Here is a 15779-nt window from a genome sequence, read left to right on the forward strand (position 1 = left end):
GCGTACGGGCACGGCCCGGCAGGCGGCCGACGGAACCGGTCGCGCCCGGGCATTGCAGATCTGAAGGAGGGGAATGACCGCGACCGCGCCCCGGACCGGGGCGCGGAAACCGAGGGGGGTGGGGCGCGCGGTCGGCGCCCTGCCCCCGGAGCATCGGCTCAGGCCAGCTCGGCCGCGGCGCGGGCCGTCCAGTCGTGCCCGGCCTTGCCGTGGTAGAAGCCGTTGACGAAGGGCGCCTCGATGCCGAGTTCGCGCAGCTTCGCCTCGCCTTCCTCGACCCCGATCCGCTCGGCCAGAACGTCGTCGAACAGCCGCGTGACCGCGATCATGTCGCAGGAATGCGGCATCACCCGGAAATGGGTCACGCCCAGCGCCTTCATGTCGGCGATATCGGGCAGGAGATCGAGATAGCCGTAGCTCAGCGTCTGGATCCCGTTGACCACCAGGAACGGCTTCTCGTCCATGGTGTTCAGGATCATGCCGTCGCAATCCTCGCCGCAGACGAACTGGCAGTTGTCCTTGGTCCGGGCATGCGCGCGGGCATGGTAGCAGCGCGCCGACAGCGCCAGCGACGCGCGGCCGAAAACCTGCACCTCGACCCCGACGCCCAGTTCGCCCGCCTTCTTGCCCAGCTCGGCAACCGCCTTGCGCGGCAGCTCGGGCAGAAGCGCGAAATGGTTGGCGCCCTGCTCGTGCAGATAGGCCATCGTGTCTTCGTTATAGACGTTCAGCAGCGCGCCGATCCGGTGCGGCTTGTTCTTGAGGTAAAGCAGCGCCGCGGTGTTGTTGACCTCGAGATCGCGGCCCTCCTGCTCGGCCCATTGCCGCAGCAGGTTGCGTTCGCGCTTGATGACCACTTCCGAGAAGGAGGAGAACACCACCTTCTTGCCCGCGCGTTCCAGCCGCTCGGCGACCTTGTCCATGTGGTGGTCGTCGAAGAAGGGCGTCCGCTTGGAACAGATCACCTCGCCCAGATAGACGGTCGAGACCGGGCTTTCATCGGCGATCCGGTTGTAGAAATCGAGTTTCATCTCGGCGGGCCAGTGGAACAGGTTCGGACCCAGCGTCAGTTCGGCAGCCATCGGGCTTACCTCCATTTCTTGGTCTTGAGCGCACCCTCGGTGTGTTTCTGACCCTCGGTCAGCGCCACCAGGTCGGCCAGCTTGGGTTCCTGCCCCGCCATGATCGAGTCGACGGCCTCGCGGAAGGCGGCGACCACTTTCTTGACATAGGCACGGGACCGCTGACGGCCCTCGATCTTGAAGGCATGCACGCCGGCATTGATCAGATCGGGCAGCATGGTCGAGGCGTTCAGGCTGACCGGCTCCTCGAAGGCATAATAGCCGTCATCGCGGGCGTCGCATTTGTAGCGGCCCTTGCAGATCGTCGGATAGCCCGCGGTCTCGTCCGGCTTGAACCGGTCGATCATGTAATCGCCGAGGATCGTCGACATGCTGCCATCCTCGGCGCGTTCGTATTTCACGCAGGAGGCGGGCGAGCAGGCCCCGTCCATGTTGGTCGACTGGCCGGTGACGTAATTGGTCAGCGAGCAGCGGCCCTCGACCATCAGACCGTGGTTGCCGAAGATGAAGGTCTCGACCTCGCAGGGGATCTCTTGGACCAGGCCCTTGATCTCGGACACGGTCATGATCCTGGGCAGCACGATCCGCTTCACCCCGAATTCCTGCACATAATACCGGATCGCCTCGGGGGACGAGGCCGCGGCCTGCACCGACAGGTGGATGCGCATCTGCGGATGGGTCTTCTGGATATAGGCCGCGACCGCGATATCGGCGACGATGCAGGCATCCGCCCCCAGCTTGGCCGACAGGTCGGCCGCGTCCTTCCACAGCTGCACATTGCCCGCGGGCGGGAAGGTGTTCAGCGTGATCAGCACCTTGGTGCCGCCGTCATGGGCGTATTTGATGGATTTCTCCATCTCTTCGGGGGTGAAGTTCAGCCCCACGAAGTTCCGCGCATTGGTGGCGTTCTGATAGCCGCAATAGACCGCATCGGCCCCGGCATCGACAGCCGAGCGCAAGGCGGCGGGGGTACCCGCCGGGCAGATCAGTTCGGGTTTGATCATGAGTGCGACCCTTTCCGTTTCTGGGCGTTCTCTGCCGCCCGGCGCAGCATGTTCAGCGCCCCGCGGCCCGGCGCGCCGAACATGTCGGCCACGCTTTCGGCAATCGGCTCTTCCACGTCATCGAGCGCGTTCCTGAGGCAGACCACCGCCTCGGTATCGCCGGTCACGATCAGATCGCGCGAGAAGAACAGCGCGTCGCCATCCTGTTCGGTATCCATCAGCGTCAGCAGATCGAGGAACTTGCCCGAGATCCGCGCGCAATGGGGCGGCAGGGCCCGGCGCCGGTTGAGCGCCTTGAAATCGAGCGCCTCGGGATCGGGCCGCAGATACAGCATGAACGGCATGTCGACCGGGTCGACCAGGAAATAGGCGTGCCGGTGATGGCCCAGCCGGTCGAACATGTCGGGATTGTCGGCAGCGATCTTGGTGACGATGCGCTTGAGGACCGGCTGCAGAAGGAACAGCGGCAGCGGCGGCAGGAAGGGAAACCCTCCGGAGCCGCCGGGCAGGCGTGGAGTTTGGGGTGCGGTTGTCATGGCTGGTCGATACCCGGATGTGGGACAATCCGGATTGACTTAGGTCAAACCTGTCGCACTGTCCGGGGCACGAATTGTCACAGCGGTCATCAGGAGCGGCGGGAACAACGGAAAATCCCCATCGGCCGGTGGAAACGGCCCGACTTCACAAGGCCGTGAAAAGGGTCAGTCGGGCAGGTTGAAAAGCGGGCGGCATACCTGCTGGGCGTGGATCCGCGCCCAGTTCGAGCCGACCTTGCTGACGCCAAGCACGATCTGGTCGGGCAGAGCGCGGGCCTGGGCCAGCAGCTCGGCATCGGGCCGGACCGTGAAGATCGCGCTCTTGCGGCCGGGATGGCTGGCGCTGGGGCCGCGCGGATGCACCAGGTAGATCCGGTCGGACGGGCGGGCATCGGTCTGGCTTTCGGCATATTCGCCCGCCGCGCACCACAGTTGCGCACCGGCATCGCCCGGCCGCGTCAGCACCTCGAATTCGCCCGGATTGCCGGTCGGCTGGACCCGGTTGCCGCGGTCGGTCAGGATCGGATGCGGCCTGGTATCGACCGGAACGCAGGCAGCGAGGGCGGCGGTTGCAGCAAGGGCGGCAAGGCAAATCGAAAGGCGCATGGGTCTCGGTCTCCGTCCGGGCCGCGGGACAGGAAGGCGCCCGGTTCCGCTCTGGATAGAACGCCGTCCACCGCGCGGCAAGGGCCCTGACGGACACGGCGCGCCTGTCGGCGCCGCACTGCCGGACGGCAGGCGGGAGGCAAGCGGGCGGGCGCTCAGCCGCCCCGGCGCAGCGCCGCCCCGAAGGCCCGCCAGACGGTTTCGTCCCAATAGCGCGCCGCAGCCCCCGAGGTCGACGGCAACACCCAGACCGGCAGCCCCCGGAACGCCTGCGCGCCATAGTCGACCCGCTTGCGCCCCAGGAATATCTGCGCCGCGCGCTTGCCGTTGAAGGCAAGGCTGCGCGGCCGCCAGGTCTCGACGAAGCGGGCCAGCCGGTCGGGGTCATGCGCCGCAGCCGGAACCGCCGCATCCACGCCCCAGGCGCCCTTGGCCAGATCGGTCAGGCCGATCCCCTGCGCCAGCAGCCGTGCCTCGTCGCCGACGGCCAGCGGTTCCGGCACCAGCCCGGCCCGGTGGAGGACCGGCCAGAACCGGTTGCCATGCCCGGCATAGTAAAGGCCCAGCTCGGCCGAGCGGGGCCCTGCGGCCATGCCGCAAAAGACGCTGCGCAGATCGGGCGCGACATAGTCGGGAAGGATGTCTTCCGATCCCATAGCCGCGCCCGCCCGGGGGCTTTCGTTACTGGTCGAGGAAGCTGCGCAATTTGCGCGAGCGGCTGGGATGCTTGAGCTTTCTCAGGGCCTTGGCCTCGATCTGGCGGATCCGTTCGCGGGTCACGCTGAACTGCTGGCCGACCTCTTCCAGCGTGTGGTCGGTATTCATGCCGATGCCGAAGCGCATCCTGAGAACCCGCTCCTCGCGCGGGGTCAGCGAGGCCAGCACCCGGGTCGTGGTCTCCTTCAGGTTCTCCTGGATCGCCGAATCGAGCGGCAGGACCGCGTTCTTGTCCTCGATGAAATCGCCAAGCTGGCTGTCTTCCTCGTCGCCGATGGGCGTCTCGAGAGAGATCGGCTCCTTGGCGATCTTCATCACCTTGCGGACCTTTTCCAGCGGCATCTGCAGCTTCTCGGCCAGCTCTTCCGGCGTCGGCTCGCGGCCGATCTCGTGCAGCATCTGGCGCCCGGTCCGGACCAGCTTGTTGATCGTCTCGATCATGTGGACCGGAATGCGGATGGTCCGGGCCTGGTCCGCGATCGAGCGGGTGATCGCCTGCCGGATCCACCAGGTGGCATAGGTCGAGAACTTGTAGCCGCGGCGGTACTCGAACTTGTCGACCGCCTTCATCAGGCCGATATTGCCTTCCTGGATCAGGTCGAGGAACTGCAGCCCGCGGTTGGTGTATTTCTTGGCGATCGAGATCACCAGACGCAGGTTGGCCTCGACCATTTCCTTCTTGGCCTGGCGGGCTTCCTTCTCGCCCTTCTGCACCTGGTTCACGATGCGGCGGAATTCCTGGATGTCGACGCCGACATACTGACCGACCTGGGCCATGTCCGCACGCAGCTCGGCCACCTTGGCGCCCGAGCGCTCGGTGAAGGCCGACCAGCCGCGCCCGCCCTTGCGGGCCATCTGCTCCATCCAGTTCGGGTCGAGTTCGTGGCCGCGATATTCCTCGATGAACTCGCGCCGGTTGATGCGGGCCTGGTCGGCCAGCTTCACCAGGGCACTGTCGATCGACATGATCTTGCGGTTGATCCCGTAAAGCTGGTCGATCAGCGCCTCGATCCGGTTGTTGTGCAGATGCAGCTCGTTGACCAGCAGCACGATCTCGGTCCGCAGCTTCTGGTATTCGGCCTCGTCGCGGTCGGAAAAGCGGCTGGTCTTGCTCAGCGTGGCCTGAATCCGCTTGTCCTGGATCTCGGACAGCTTGGAATAGTCCCCGGCGATCTGGTCGAGGGTTTCCAGCACGCGCGGTTTCAGCGCCGCCTCCATGGCGGCGAGGCTCATATTGGCCTGTTCTTCCTCGTCATCCTCGTCGTCGCGGCGGATCGGATTGCCGTCGGCGTCGAGTTCGGGGCTGTCATCCTCCTTGCGGGCGGTGGTGTTCGAGGTCTCGACCTCGATCCCGTCGACGACCGGCTCGTCGCCCTCATCCTCCTCGAGCGCGCGCCCGAAGGTGGCATCGAGGTCGATCACGTCGCGCAACAGGATGTCTTCGTTCAGAAGCTCGTCGCGCCAGATGGTGATCGCCTGGAAGGTCAGCGGGCTTTCGCAGAGCCCGGCGATCATCGTGTTGCGCCCGGCCTCGATCCGCTTGGCGATGGCGATCTCGCCCTCGCGCGACAAAAGCTCGACCGAGCCCATCTCGCGCAGATACATCCGCACCGGGTCGTCGGTCCGGTCGAGCGTCTCGGACGTGGTGCTGGAAACCGCCACCTCGCGCGATGTCGAGGTCGTGGTGACCACCTCGGTCGATTTCTCTTCGCCTTCCTCGGCGCTCTCCTCGGCCTCGATGATGTTGATGCCCATCTCGGAGAGCATCGACATCACGTCCTCGATCTGTTCGGAGGACACCTGCTCGGGCGGCAGCACCTGATTGAGCTGGTCATAGGTGATGTAGCCGCGCTCCTTGGCCTCGGCGATCATCTTCTTGACCGCTGCCTGGCTCATATCGAGCGCGAGGTCCGCGTCCTGCTCGTCAGTCTTGCTGTCGTCCGTGTCCTTGGCGGCCATGAAGGTCTCCTTGCAGGATGGCTGATTCGTCCACCGGGTCAAACCGACTCAATAGCTCGAATCAGCGGAAAGAACACCTATGTACCCCTGATTCGTTGATCAAATCTCAACTTTCTGGCGCATTGCGGCGTTACGTTCTGCCCTTGCCATAATTGATTCGGCCCAAGAGGTCGGCAAAGGCATCGCGTTCGTCCCGGTCCACATGCGCCCCGTTCGGGGCAAGTTCGAAATCGGCACCGTCCTCTTCCTGGGACGGGCCGGCGCCATATCGCGCCCTTGCGGCCTGGCTCAGGCGCCAGGTCACCCCCTCGTCGGCAAGCCCCTCGAGATCGCGCATGCCTTCCTCGATATCGCGTTCCGCGCCGCGCAGGCGCATCAGGCGGTCGACTTCATGCGCGATGCACAGGGCGGCCTTTTCGTGATCCGCCGGATCATGAACCGGCGGCGCTATGCGCACATGGCTGAGCGAGAACAGCTTTTCAAGGGGCGCGGGACCGACACGGTCCTCAAGCGCGTCCCGAAAGGACGTTCCCTCCTCGGGCGGCGGCAGCACGAGCAGCGCCTGCTGCAACGCGGCATGGTCGGGCGTGGCGCAGACCAGCGCCTCAAGCTCGCCCGCGAACCGCGCGATCAGCGCCGGATGGACGATGAGCGTGGCCAGGATGACCGCCTCGCGCAGCTCTTCCTCGAAACGCGGCATCGCCTGCACCAGTTCCGAGCTTTTCGTGCTGGAGACCGGACGTCGCCGCGGCTCGCGCGTCCAGCCGCCCTTCCGGCCGGACCCGCCACCGCCGCCGCGGGCCGGACGGAACAACTCCCAGCGCAGGCGCTTGAGGTCTTCGTCATAGTGATGCCGCAATGTCGGGTCGCGGATCTTCTCGACCGCGGCGGCCAGATCGCGCTCCAGCGCGGCGCGGCGTTCGGGACTGTCGAAGACCCGGTCCTCGATCGCGCGCTCCCACAGGATCGCGACCATCGGCCGGGCCTCGTCGAGGATCTTGCGCATCGCGCCCGCGCCGCCCGCGCGGATCACCTCGTCGGGGTCCTGACCGGGTGGCATGATCGCGAAACGCAGCGCCTGCCCGGCCTCGAGCAGCGGCAGCGCCAGATCCATCACCCGCCGCGCCGCGCCGATCCCGGCCCGGTCGCCATCCAGCGCGATCACCGGCTCGGGATGGATCCGCCACAACAGCCGCAGCTGATGCTCGGTGACGGCAGTCCCCAGGGGCGCCACCGCCGCGCCGAATCCTGCCTCGGACAGCGCGATCACGTCCATGTAGCCCTCGGCCACGATCAGCGGCTGGCCCTTGCCCGCCGTCTCGCGCGCCCGGGCCAGATTGAACAGCGTGTGCCCCTTGTCGAAAATCTCGGTCTGGGGCGAGTTCAGGTATTTCGCATTGTCGTTCGGGTCCATCGCCCGGCCGCCGAAGGCGATGACCCGGCCGCGCCCGTCGCGGATCGGGAACAGGATCCGGTTGCGGAAGACGTCATAGGGCTTGCGCCCCTTGTCGGAAGCGCGCGCCAGCCCCGCCGCCAGAATCAGGTCGGGATCGAGCCCGCATCCGGTCAGATGATCCCAGAGCCCCTGCCAGCCGGGCGGCGCAAAGCCGATGTCCCAGCGCGCCTGAGCCTCGGGCGACAGCCCGCGCCGCGCCAGATAGGCCCGCGCCTCGGCCGCCGCGCCGGTCTGCAGCTGCATCCGGTAATGGCGCTGCGCCACCTCCATGACCTCGAGCAGACGGGTCTGGCGATCGACCCGAACCTTGTCGGCGGGATCGCGCACCGGCATCGGCATCCCGGCCTCGCGGGCCAGGATCTCCACCGCCTCCATGAAGCCGACATTCTCGGTGTCCTGCACGAACTTGATGGCATCGCCCTTCGCGTGGCAGCCGAAGCAGTAGTAAAAGCCCTGCCGGTCGTCGACATGGAAGCTGGCGGTCTTTTCCTGGTGAAACGGACAGGGCGCCCAGAGATCGCCCTTGCCCTGATTCGACTTGCGCGGATCCCACATGACCTTGCGCCCCACCACCTGGGCGATGGAGGTCCGTGTCCGCAACTCGTCGAGGAAACCGGGAGGCAAGCTCATGCCGAACAATATCGGTCGCGCGGGGCGGCTGTCCATATCGTCCGGTCCGGCATCTTTCGGCCCTGCCCCCCTGCCCCGCCCCGCAGCCCCGAACGCGACCGCGCGCTGGCGGCGTTCCGCCTGCGCGCCGCCGTCAGCCTGCAGTGCCGCAACGGCAGGCGGCGCCCGATCCCGTGCCCGTTCTCCCTCATGGCCGGCTCAGGACCGCTCGCCACGGGTCTGCAGCAGCGCGGTCAGGATTTCGGCCATCGCCTTGGCCTCGCCCGCCGAGGTCACGCCGCCGACGCCGACCCGGCGCCCGAGCCGCCACCAGACGCCGGGCGCCCAGGCCCGGGGCAGCGGCTCGGTCAGGCTCAGCGAGAACCCGTTCGAGGGCTTGAAGGCCAGCATGCCGCGATCGAGCCCGGAAATGCGGTCGATCCGGGCGATTTCACGCCCGGCATCGTCGAACAGCCCGGCCGGGGTCAGGATCAGGCGCCGCGCGGTCGCGCGCCGCATCAGCTCGGCCAGCGTCAGCGCGCCCGCCCCCAGCGCCAGCAGCAAGACCCGGTAGCCGATCCCCTCGGGCGGGCGCATCACCCCGATCTGGATCAGAAGGCCCGCCAGCATAACCAGCACGGCCAGCCCGATGACCCGGCGGATCTGCGAAACCTTGAGCGTGGCGAGTTCGTCCGGCATGCCTGCGTCCATTTCCTGTCCCCGTCCCTGTCCCGTCGCATCGCTGTCCCGTCGCATCGCTGTCCCGTCGCATCGCTGTCCCGGTCGCTGTCGCAGTCGCTGTGCCGATGCGCGGGCCGCCTGCGCTTCCGAACCGCCGCCCGGAACTGCCTCGGGGTCCGGCGGAAGGCCGCGCAGGATGCCGACATGTTGGGCAGCGGACGCGCCGTCAAGGCTTGCCGGGCCAGACGCGGCGAAAAAGCACCTTGTCCGAAGCGACGAAGTCGCCATCTTTGTAGAGAAGCCAATTCATTTTGGTGGACAGGATCAACACAGGTGGATCATGACTGACAAATCTTCGGAAAAGCCCGCGCAACTCCTGGACGACCCGACTCCGTTCTCGAATCGGATGAACTGGCCGCTCCTGAGTTCGTCCAACTCGAAAACAGAGCTGAAGACCGACGACCCGACGCCGCTTTCCAGCCAGCTCCGGTGGCCGCTGCTGTCGGGCCGCAAGTCGCAGGTCGAACTGACCACCGGCTCGACCCCGATCTCCGACATGATGAAATGGCCGCTGCTCAGCAGCAAGTCGACCATGTTCGACACCGAGCTTCCCTCGGCCAAGGGCGGCAACAGCAAATCCACCGGCGACAGCCCGGTCAGCAAGTTCATCCGCGGCATCGTGACCGGCGAACCACAGAAGTAAGCGGACCGTCACAGGCCGTTTTTGGCGCGGAACCCGCCGGGAGGAGACCCCCGGCGGGTTTCGTGCGTTCCGGGCCTGTGCGTCGGTCATGCCCTCAGGCCGAGACCGCCTTTTTCACCATGTTCCAGTAAAGATCCTCGACCTCGGCGCGGCTCAGCCGCCCCTCGTCGCGATACCAGGTCGTGACGCCGGTCAGCATGGCGATCACCGCAAAGGCGGCATGCTTGCTGTCGGCCACATCGAAGGCGCCCTGCGCACCGCCCTCGCGCAGGATATCCTCCAGCACGGTCTCATAGCGCCGCCTCAGCGCCTCGATGGTACGGAAATTCCCGGGCTCGAGATTGCGCAGCTCCATATAGGCGATGAAGACCGCATCGGGCCGGTCGAGATGGAAGCGGATGTGAAAGCGGGTGAAGGCCTCCAGCGCGTCGCGGGGGCCACGCCCCTTGGGCAGAGCCTCCCAGGTGGCAAGCAACTCGTCGAGATGGCTTTTCATCAGCTCGAACAGGAGCCCCTGCTTGTCGGGAATGTAGTTGTAAAGCGCGCCTGCCTGCACCCCCACCTCGGCCGCGATCCGGCGCATCGAGACCGCGGCATAGCCGTGCCGCGCGAACAGCGCCTGCGCCGCCGCCCGAAGCCGCGGGCCGGTAATCTCGGAATGCGAACCGGAGGTACGTGCCATCGCGCCAGAATATCTGAACATGCGTTCAGTTCAATCCCCGCGCCAGATACCGCCCCTTTTGTCCTGCCGCGCCGTCTTGCCGTTGCCCGGCCGCGGCGTTTATGCTGCGCGGGGTCAACGGAGGAACCGATGGCACGCCTGCCCCTTTGCCTTGCCGCAGCGGTTCTTCCGATGCTGGCCGCCTGCGCCGAATTTCCCGAAATCGACGCCGCCGAGCGGGCGGCGGCGGGGCCGACGCTTGCGCCCGAAATCGCGCCGATCGACCCGCTTCTGGCCCGCGCCCACAGCCTGCGCGACAGCTCCGCGTCGCCCGACAGCCTGGAAAGCCGGGCCGCCCGGCTCCGCGCCCGCGCGGCGCGGTTGCGCGCCCGCGATATCTGACCCCTACCCCGTTCAAATCGCTGCCCACGGCCGCCGTCGCGGCGTGAAACCCCGTGGCGCGGCGAGGCAGCCGCGTTGCAAGCCCCGCGCCTTCGCGCTAACAACCCGCGAACCAAGATCCAGTGACCCGGGAGCTGCCACATGACCACCCCCTTGCGCCTCGGCATTGCCGGGCTCGGCACCGTCGGCGCCGGCGTCGTCAAGATCGTCCAGTCGCATGCCGGTCTTCTGGCCCGGCGCGGCGGGCGGCCCCTGGTGATCTCGGCCGTCTCCGCGCGCAGCCGCGGCAAGGATCGCGGCGTCGACCTGTCGGACTATGCCTGGGAAGACGATCCGGTGGCGCTGGCCCGGCGCGACGATGTCGATGTCCTGGTCGAACTGATGGGCGGCTCGGACGGCCCCGCCAAGGCCGCGACCGAGGCCGCGCTGGCCACGGGCAAGGACGTGGTGACGGCAAACAAGGCGATGCTGGCGATCCATGGCCAGGCGCTGGCCGAAACCGCCGAGGCGGCAGGCCGGGTGATCCGCTTCGAGGCCGCGGTCGCGGGCGGCATCCCGGTCGTGAAGGCCCTGACCGAGGGGCTTGCGGGCAACCGGATCGACCGGATCATGGGCGTGATGAACGGCACCTGCAACTACATCCTGACCCGGATGGAGCGCGAGGGCCTGCCCTATGAAACGGTGTTCGAGGAGGCCCAGGCCCTGGGCTATCTCGAGGCCGATCCGACGCTCGATGTCGGCGGCATCGACGCCGGGCACAAGCTGGCGCTGCTGACCGCCATCGGCTTCGGCGCCCGGGTCGATTTCGACGCTGTCGAGCTGGAGGGGATCGAGCGGATCTCGATCGTCGACATCCGCTATGCCGCCGATATGGGCTTCCGGATCAAGCTTCTGGGGGTGGCGCAGACCACCGGGCGCGGGCTCGAGCAGCGAATGTCGCCCTGCCTGGTGCCCGCCAACTCGCCGCTGGGCCAGCTTGAAGGCGCGACCAACATGGTGGTGCTCGAAGGCGACGCGGTGGGCCAGATCGTGCTGCGCGGCGCGGGCGCGGGCGAGGGCCCGACCGCCAGCGCGGTGATGTCCGACATCCTCGACATCGCACGCGGCTTCCGGGTGCCGACCTTCGGCCAGCCCGCAGCGGGGCTCGAAACCGCGCGCCCGGCCCGGGCCACGGTCGCGGCGCCCTACTATCTGAGGATCGAGCTGCAGGACAAGCCCGGCGCCATGGCCAAGGTGGCGGCGGTGCTGGGCGAGGCCGGGGTCTCGATCGACCGCATGCGCCAGACCCGGCACAGCGAGACCACCGCGCCGGTGCTGTTCGTGACCCACAAGACCACCAGCGATGCGCTGGATCAGGCGCTGAAAGGCTTCGCGGCGACCGGCGTGGTGGTGGGCGAGCCGGTCTCGATCCGGATCGAGGACGTCTGAGCACCGGCGCTGAAGCCTCCAACAGAAGGCCAATCGACCCGCCCCATGCCGGACCTGTCTTGGTCGAGCCGGGGAGGGTCACGAATTGTTTCCAGACGCGCAGAAATGATGCCGCGACAGCGCTGATTTACCTTAGGTTAACCTTAACAGGGCATTAAGGCTGGGCTTCTCGTCGAACGGGACCCCCATGCCGCAGGTCATTTCCCTCGCATCGGCACGCAGCCGTCGCGCCAGTGTCTCCGAATCTGCCGCGCCCCGCCGCCCGAGCGATCTGCGGCTGGGAGAATTGCTGCTGGCCTCGGGGGCGCTCTCGCCCGAGACCCTGAGCCGAGCGCTGGCCGAACGGGCGAGAATGGAAATCCGCCTGGCCGATCTGCTGATCGCCGAAGGGCTGGTTCCCCCCGATGAGATCGACGCCACGCTTTGCCGGCTGCACGATACCGGCCGCGCCGATTTCGACTCGTATTCTCCCGATCCCCGGCTGATCGACCTGCTCGGTCCGGCCCGCTGCCTGCGCGACGGCCTGCTGCCCTGGCGCCGGGTCGGGGGCGCCACGCTGATCGCTTCGTCGCGGCCCGAACGATTCGAGGAGCTGCGGGCCGACCTCCCGGCCGGGCTGCAGCCCGCGGTAATGGTGATCTGCCGCGAGACCGAATTGCAGGAGGCGCTGGCCGCCTGCCGCGCCCCGGCATTGGCGCGCGCCGCCGAAACCCGGGTCAATGACTGGGACAGCTGCCGGTTCTGGTATCATGCCGGCCCGCGCGCCGCGGTGGTGCTGGGGCTCTCGGCCCTAGGCCTGGCCACCCTGGCGGCGCCGCTGGCGGTCCTCATGCTGCTGACGCTCTGGACCATGCTCTGGATGGCGCTGGGATCGGGCCTCAAGCTCGCGGCCGCCGTGGCACAGATCCGGGCGCTGCACCGCGCCCGGCGCAAACCGCCCGACCCGCCGCCCACCATCGCCCGCCTGCCCGCGGTCTCGATCCTGGTGCCGCTGCACCGCGAGACCGAACTGGCACCGCGGCTGATCGCCCGGCTCGCCCGGCTCGACTATCCGCGCGCGCTGCTCGATATCTGCCTCGTGACCGAGGCAGACGATCTGGATACCCGCGCCATGCTCGAGGCGGTCCGGCTGCCGCCCTGGATGCGCGCCCTCACCGTGCCCGCGGGCCAGATCAAGACCAAGCCCCGGGCCCTGAACTATGCGCTGGAATTCTGCCGCGGATCGATCATCGGGATCTACGATGCCGAGGATGCCCCCGCCCCCGACCAGCTCCGCCGCATGGTCGCGCATTTCCACAGCTGCGCCCCCGAGGTCGCCTGCCTGCAGGGCGTGCTCGACTTCTACAATGCCCGCGCCAACTGGCTTGCCCGCTGCTTTGCCGCCGAATATGCGGCCTGGTTCCGCGTGGTCCTGCCCGGGCTCGCGCGGATCGGGCTGCCGGTGCCACTGGGCGGTACGACGCTGTTCTTCCGGCGCCCCGCGCTCGAGGCGCTCGGGGGCTGGGACGCGCATAACGTGACCGAGGATGCCGATCTCGGCATCCGCCTCGCGCGCCACGGCTACCGCACCGAATTCCTCGACAGCGTCACCGAGGAAGAGGCCAATTGCAGCGCCTGGCCCTGGGTGCGGCAGCGGTCGCGCTGGCTCAAGGGCTATGCCATGACCTGGACCACCCACAGCCGCCGCCCGGGCCTGCTCCTGCGCCAGCTCGGACCCTGGGCCACCCTTGGCATGCAGGTGCTGTTTCTCGGCAGCCTCACCCAGTTCGTCTTCGCCCCGCTCCTGTGGTCGTTCTGGCTGCTGCCGCTGGGCCTGCCGCATCCGCTGGCCGCGAGCCTCGGCCCCGCCGGTCTGTGGCTGGTGTTCAAGCTGTTTCTGGCCTGCGAGGCGATCAATCTGGCCGTGGGCGCGGTCGGGCTCTGGCGCGCCGGAAAGCCGGGCCTGATTGCGCTGCTGCCAAGCCTGCATGTCTACTTCCCGCTGGCCTCGCTCGGCTCCTACAAGGCGCTCTGGGAAATGGCTACGCGGCCGTTCTACTGGGACAAGACCCGGCACGGGCTGGGCGAGCGGGACGCGCCGCCCCGGACAACCGAAAACCGGACCGCCGGAAAACCGCCATCGGGAAGCCCGGCAGGCAAAGGCGCCGCCGAGGCCCGCAATGCCGGGCCGGATGCTCAGCCCTCGGCCAGCATCGCGTCGGCGTCGTGACGCAACCGGGTCTCGAAGGCAATCGAGATATGGCGCTTCAGCGCGTCATAGGCGGCATCGCCGTCACCGGCCTCGATCGCGCAGACAAGCGCGTCATGTTCCGACAACGCATCGCGGCCGCGCCCGTCGACCGCCAGCGAGGTGGTGGCCATCAGCGCCATGGTGCGGTGCACAAGATCGAGCTGCTGCACCAGATAGCGGTTATGCGAGGCCAGGTGGATCTGCTTGTGGAACCGGCGGTTGGCCCGCGCCAGCGCCGCCGGATCGTTCAGAAGCTTGAAATCGTCCTCGACCATGCTGCGCAGCACCCGGATCTCCTCGGCGGTGGCGTGCCGCGAGGCAAGCCGCGCCGCGAGCCCCTCGAGTTCGGCGCGCACCACGTAAAGTTCGGCCATCTGGTCATGGGTCAGCGAGGACACGATCAGGCTGCGGCCATCGCGCGACAGCAGCGATTGCGTCTCGAGGCGCTGCAGCGCCTCGCGGATCGGGGTGCGTGACACGCCGAAACGTTCGGCAAGCTCGCTCTCGACAAGCCGGTCCCCGGGACGATAGACCCCCACATCAATGGCCTCGAGAATCAACTCGTAGGCATCCTTCTGTGCGGGTCTGATATCCTTCATGTCGCTGGCTCCTGCATACGATGGTAGACCATAGGACTCCGAAGCGGAGCAAATCAAGCCCCGGCGGTTGTGCCGATTGCCGCAGCGGCCTATCCAAAGGCGCATGATGGTTAAAGATTTATCGAACCTCGGCGGCTGGGTTTTCGACCTCGACAACACGCTTTACCCGCCCGAGGCCCGGCTTTTCGAGCTGATCGAGCAGCGCATGACCGGCTATGTGATGTCGACGCTCGGCGTGGGCGAGGACGAGGCCAACCGGTTGCGGAAAAGCTACTGGGCCCGGTTCGGCACCACCCTGACCGGGCTGATGGAGCTGCACGGGGTCGAGCCCGGCCCCTACATGACCCATGTCCATGACATCGCGCTCGACCGGCTCTCGCCCGATCCCGAGCTGCGCGCCCGGATCGCGGCCCTGCCCGGACGCAAGATCGTCCATACCAACGGCTCGGCCCCCTATGCCGAACGGGTCCTGGCCGCGCGCGGGCTCGACGGCATCTTCGACGCGGTCTTCGGGGTCGAGGATGCGGGCTATGTCCCCAAACCCCGGCGCGAGTCCTTCGAGACCATCGCAGCCCTTGGCGGCATCATCCCCGGCGAGGCCGCGATCTTCGAGGATGACGCGCGCAACCTCGCCGCGCCGCATGAAATGGGCATGCGCACCGTCCATGTCGCCCCCGCGCCCGAGGCCGCGCCGCATATCCACCACCACACGACCGACCTCACGGTCTTTCTCGGACGGCTACAAGGCCTTTCGTCGGCCTTGCCCTAGACATCTTTGTATGCGACGGGATGCCGCGTGGGGTGCGACGCTCCACCCCCCATATCGGGATCAGCTAAGGGAGAAGAGCATGAGTTCGGAAACGTCTGAGGCGCCCGTCGCCGAAACGCCGCGCTGGCTGCGCATCGTCTATACCTTGCCGGTGATCGGCTGGGTCCTGAAGGACGTGAACGAAGGCGATGCCGACAATATCTGGTATCTTCTGGGCGGGTTCGGCTGCCTCTGGATCGTCGCGATCCTGCAATGGGGCGTGCTTGGGCTTTACCTGCCCGCGGTTGCCGCCACCTGGGTCTGCCTCGGCATGCTGATCTGGATCAGCCGCGGCTGA

Annotated in this window: 16 protein-coding genes; 6 read left to right on the forward strand and 10 right to left on the reverse strand. The window is 67.4% G+C overall.

The window, feature by feature from the left end; translation table 11 throughout:
• Nucleotides 1–158 precede the first annotated feature (158 nt).
• From ubiV to A6W98_RS17220, 8 genes are all read right to left on the reverse strand, one after another.
• Nucleotides 159–1082 carry a ubiquinone anaerobic biosynthesis protein UbiV gene (gene ubiV / locus A6W98_RS17185; RefSeq protein ID WP_231098301.1) on the reverse strand — a complete coding sequence of 308 codons (924 nt, stop codon included), beginning with the start codon at nt 1080–1082 and terminating at the stop codon, nt 159–161.
• A gap of 5 nt (nt 1083–1087) precedes the next feature.
• Complete coding sequence (ubiU, locus tag A6W98_RS17190) at nt 1088–2086, reverse strand: ubiquinone anaerobic biosynthesis protein UbiU (RefSeq protein ID WP_042463662.1); 999 nt, start codon at nt 2084–2086, stop codon at nt 1088–1090.
• Complete coding sequence (gene ubiT, locus A6W98_RS17195; RefSeq protein WP_231098302.1) at nt 2083–2622, reverse strand: ubiquinone anaerobic biosynthesis accessory factor UbiT; 540 nt, start codon at nt 2620–2622, stop codon at nt 2083–2085. The genes ubiU and ubiT overlap by 4 nt, the downstream gene beginning before the upstream one ends.
• Before the next feature lie 165 nt (nt 2623–2787).
• Nucleotides 2788–3228 (reverse strand): hypothetical protein, encoded by a 441-nt coding sequence (locus A6W98_RS17200; RefSeq protein ID WP_052678103.1) that lies wholly within the window; start codon nt 3226–3228, stop codon nt 2788–2790.
• Nucleotides 3229–3383: 155 nt separating this feature from the next.
• The gene (locus tag A6W98_RS17205; RefSeq protein WP_042463665.1) at nt 3384–3884 is read right to left on the reverse strand and encodes a mismatch-specific DNA-glycosylase; all 501 of its coding nucleotides are present in this window, start codon (nt 3882–3884) and stop codon (nt 3384–3386) included.
• Between the two features lie 25 nt (nt 3885–3909).
• Complete coding sequence (rpoD, locus tag A6W98_RS17210) at nt 3910–5904, reverse strand: RNA polymerase sigma factor RpoD (protein ID WP_042463668.1); 1995 nt, start codon at nt 5902–5904, stop codon at nt 3910–3912.
• A gap of 130 nt (nt 5905–6034) precedes the next feature.
• Entirely contained in the window at nt 6035–7990 is a 1956-nt protein-coding gene (gene dnaG / locus A6W98_RS17215; RefSeq protein ID WP_042465337.1) for a DNA primase, read from the reverse strand.
• Between the two features lie 198 nt (nt 7991–8188).
• Nucleotides 8189–8668 (reverse strand): hypothetical protein, encoded by a 480-nt coding sequence (locus tag A6W98_RS17220; RefSeq protein WP_231098303.1) that lies wholly within the window; start codon nt 8666–8668, stop codon nt 8189–8191.
• A gap of 322 nt (nt 8669–8990) precedes the next feature.
• Here A6W98_RS17220 and A6W98_RS17225 point away from each other — a divergent pair, with 322 nt between their 5' ends.
• The gene (locus A6W98_RS17225) at nt 8991–9353 is read left to right on the forward strand and encodes a hypothetical protein (protein WP_042463673.1); all 363 of its coding nucleotides are present in this window, start codon (nt 8991–8993) and stop codon (nt 9351–9353) included.
• A gap of 94 nt (nt 9354–9447) precedes the next feature.
• Here the strand turns inward: A6W98_RS17225 and A6W98_RS17230 are convergent, their stop codons facing one another.
• Entirely contained in the window at nt 9448–10035 is a 588-nt protein-coding gene (locus A6W98_RS17230; protein WP_042465338.1) for a TetR/AcrR family transcriptional regulator, read from the reverse strand.
• 129 nt (nt 10036–10164) lie between these two features.
• Here A6W98_RS17230 and A6W98_RS17235 point away from each other — a divergent pair, with 129 nt between their 5' ends.
• The 3 genes from A6W98_RS17235 (at nt 10165) to A6W98_RS17245 (ending at nt 14053) form a co-directional block, all read left to right on the forward strand.
• Nucleotides 10165–10416 carry a hypothetical protein gene (locus tag A6W98_RS17235; RefSeq protein ID WP_042463676.1) on the forward strand — a complete coding sequence of 84 codons (252 nt, stop codon included), beginning with the start codon at nt 10165–10167 and terminating at the stop codon, nt 10414–10416.
• A 141-nt stretch (nt 10417–10557) separates the two neighbouring features.
• Nucleotides 10558–11844 carry a homoserine dehydrogenase gene (locus A6W98_RS17240; RefSeq protein WP_042463679.1) on the forward strand — a complete coding sequence of 429 codons (1287 nt, stop codon included), beginning with the start codon at nt 10558–10560 and terminating at the stop codon, nt 11842–11844.
• Between the two features lie 187 nt (nt 11845–12031).
• Entirely contained in the window at nt 12032–14053 is a 2022-nt protein-coding gene (locus tag A6W98_RS17245) for a glycosyltransferase family 2 protein (protein WP_063490953.1), read from the forward strand.
• Here A6W98_RS17245 and A6W98_RS17250 read toward each other — a convergent pair.
• Nucleotides 14020–14673: a GntR family transcriptional regulator gene (locus A6W98_RS17250; protein ID WP_042463682.1), complete on the reverse strand. Its 654-nt coding sequence runs from the start codon at nt 14671–14673 to the stop codon at nt 14020–14022. The two genes, A6W98_RS17245 and A6W98_RS17250, sit on opposite strands and share 34 nt — an antisense overlap.
• Before the next feature lie 103 nt (nt 14674–14776).
• Between A6W98_RS17250 and A6W98_RS17255 the strand changes: the two genes are divergently transcribed.
• On the forward strand, nt 14777–15442 hold the full coding sequence (locus tag A6W98_RS17255) for a pyrimidine 5'-nucleotidase (protein WP_042463685.1): 666 nt from the start codon (nt 14777–14779) through the stop codon (nt 15440–15442).
• Nucleotides 15443–15521: 79 nt separating this feature from the next.
• The gene (locus tag A6W98_RS17260; RefSeq protein ID WP_042463688.1) at nt 15522–15779 is read left to right on the forward strand and encodes a hypothetical protein; all 258 of its coding nucleotides are present in this window, start codon (nt 15522–15524) and stop codon (nt 15777–15779) included.

It is taken from the genome of Rhodovulum sulfidophilum DSM 1374, from assembly GCF_001633165.1.
Taxonomy (GTDB): Bacteria; Pseudomonadota; Alphaproteobacteria; order Rhodobacterales; family Rhodobacteraceae; genus Rhodovulum; species Rhodovulum sulfidophilum.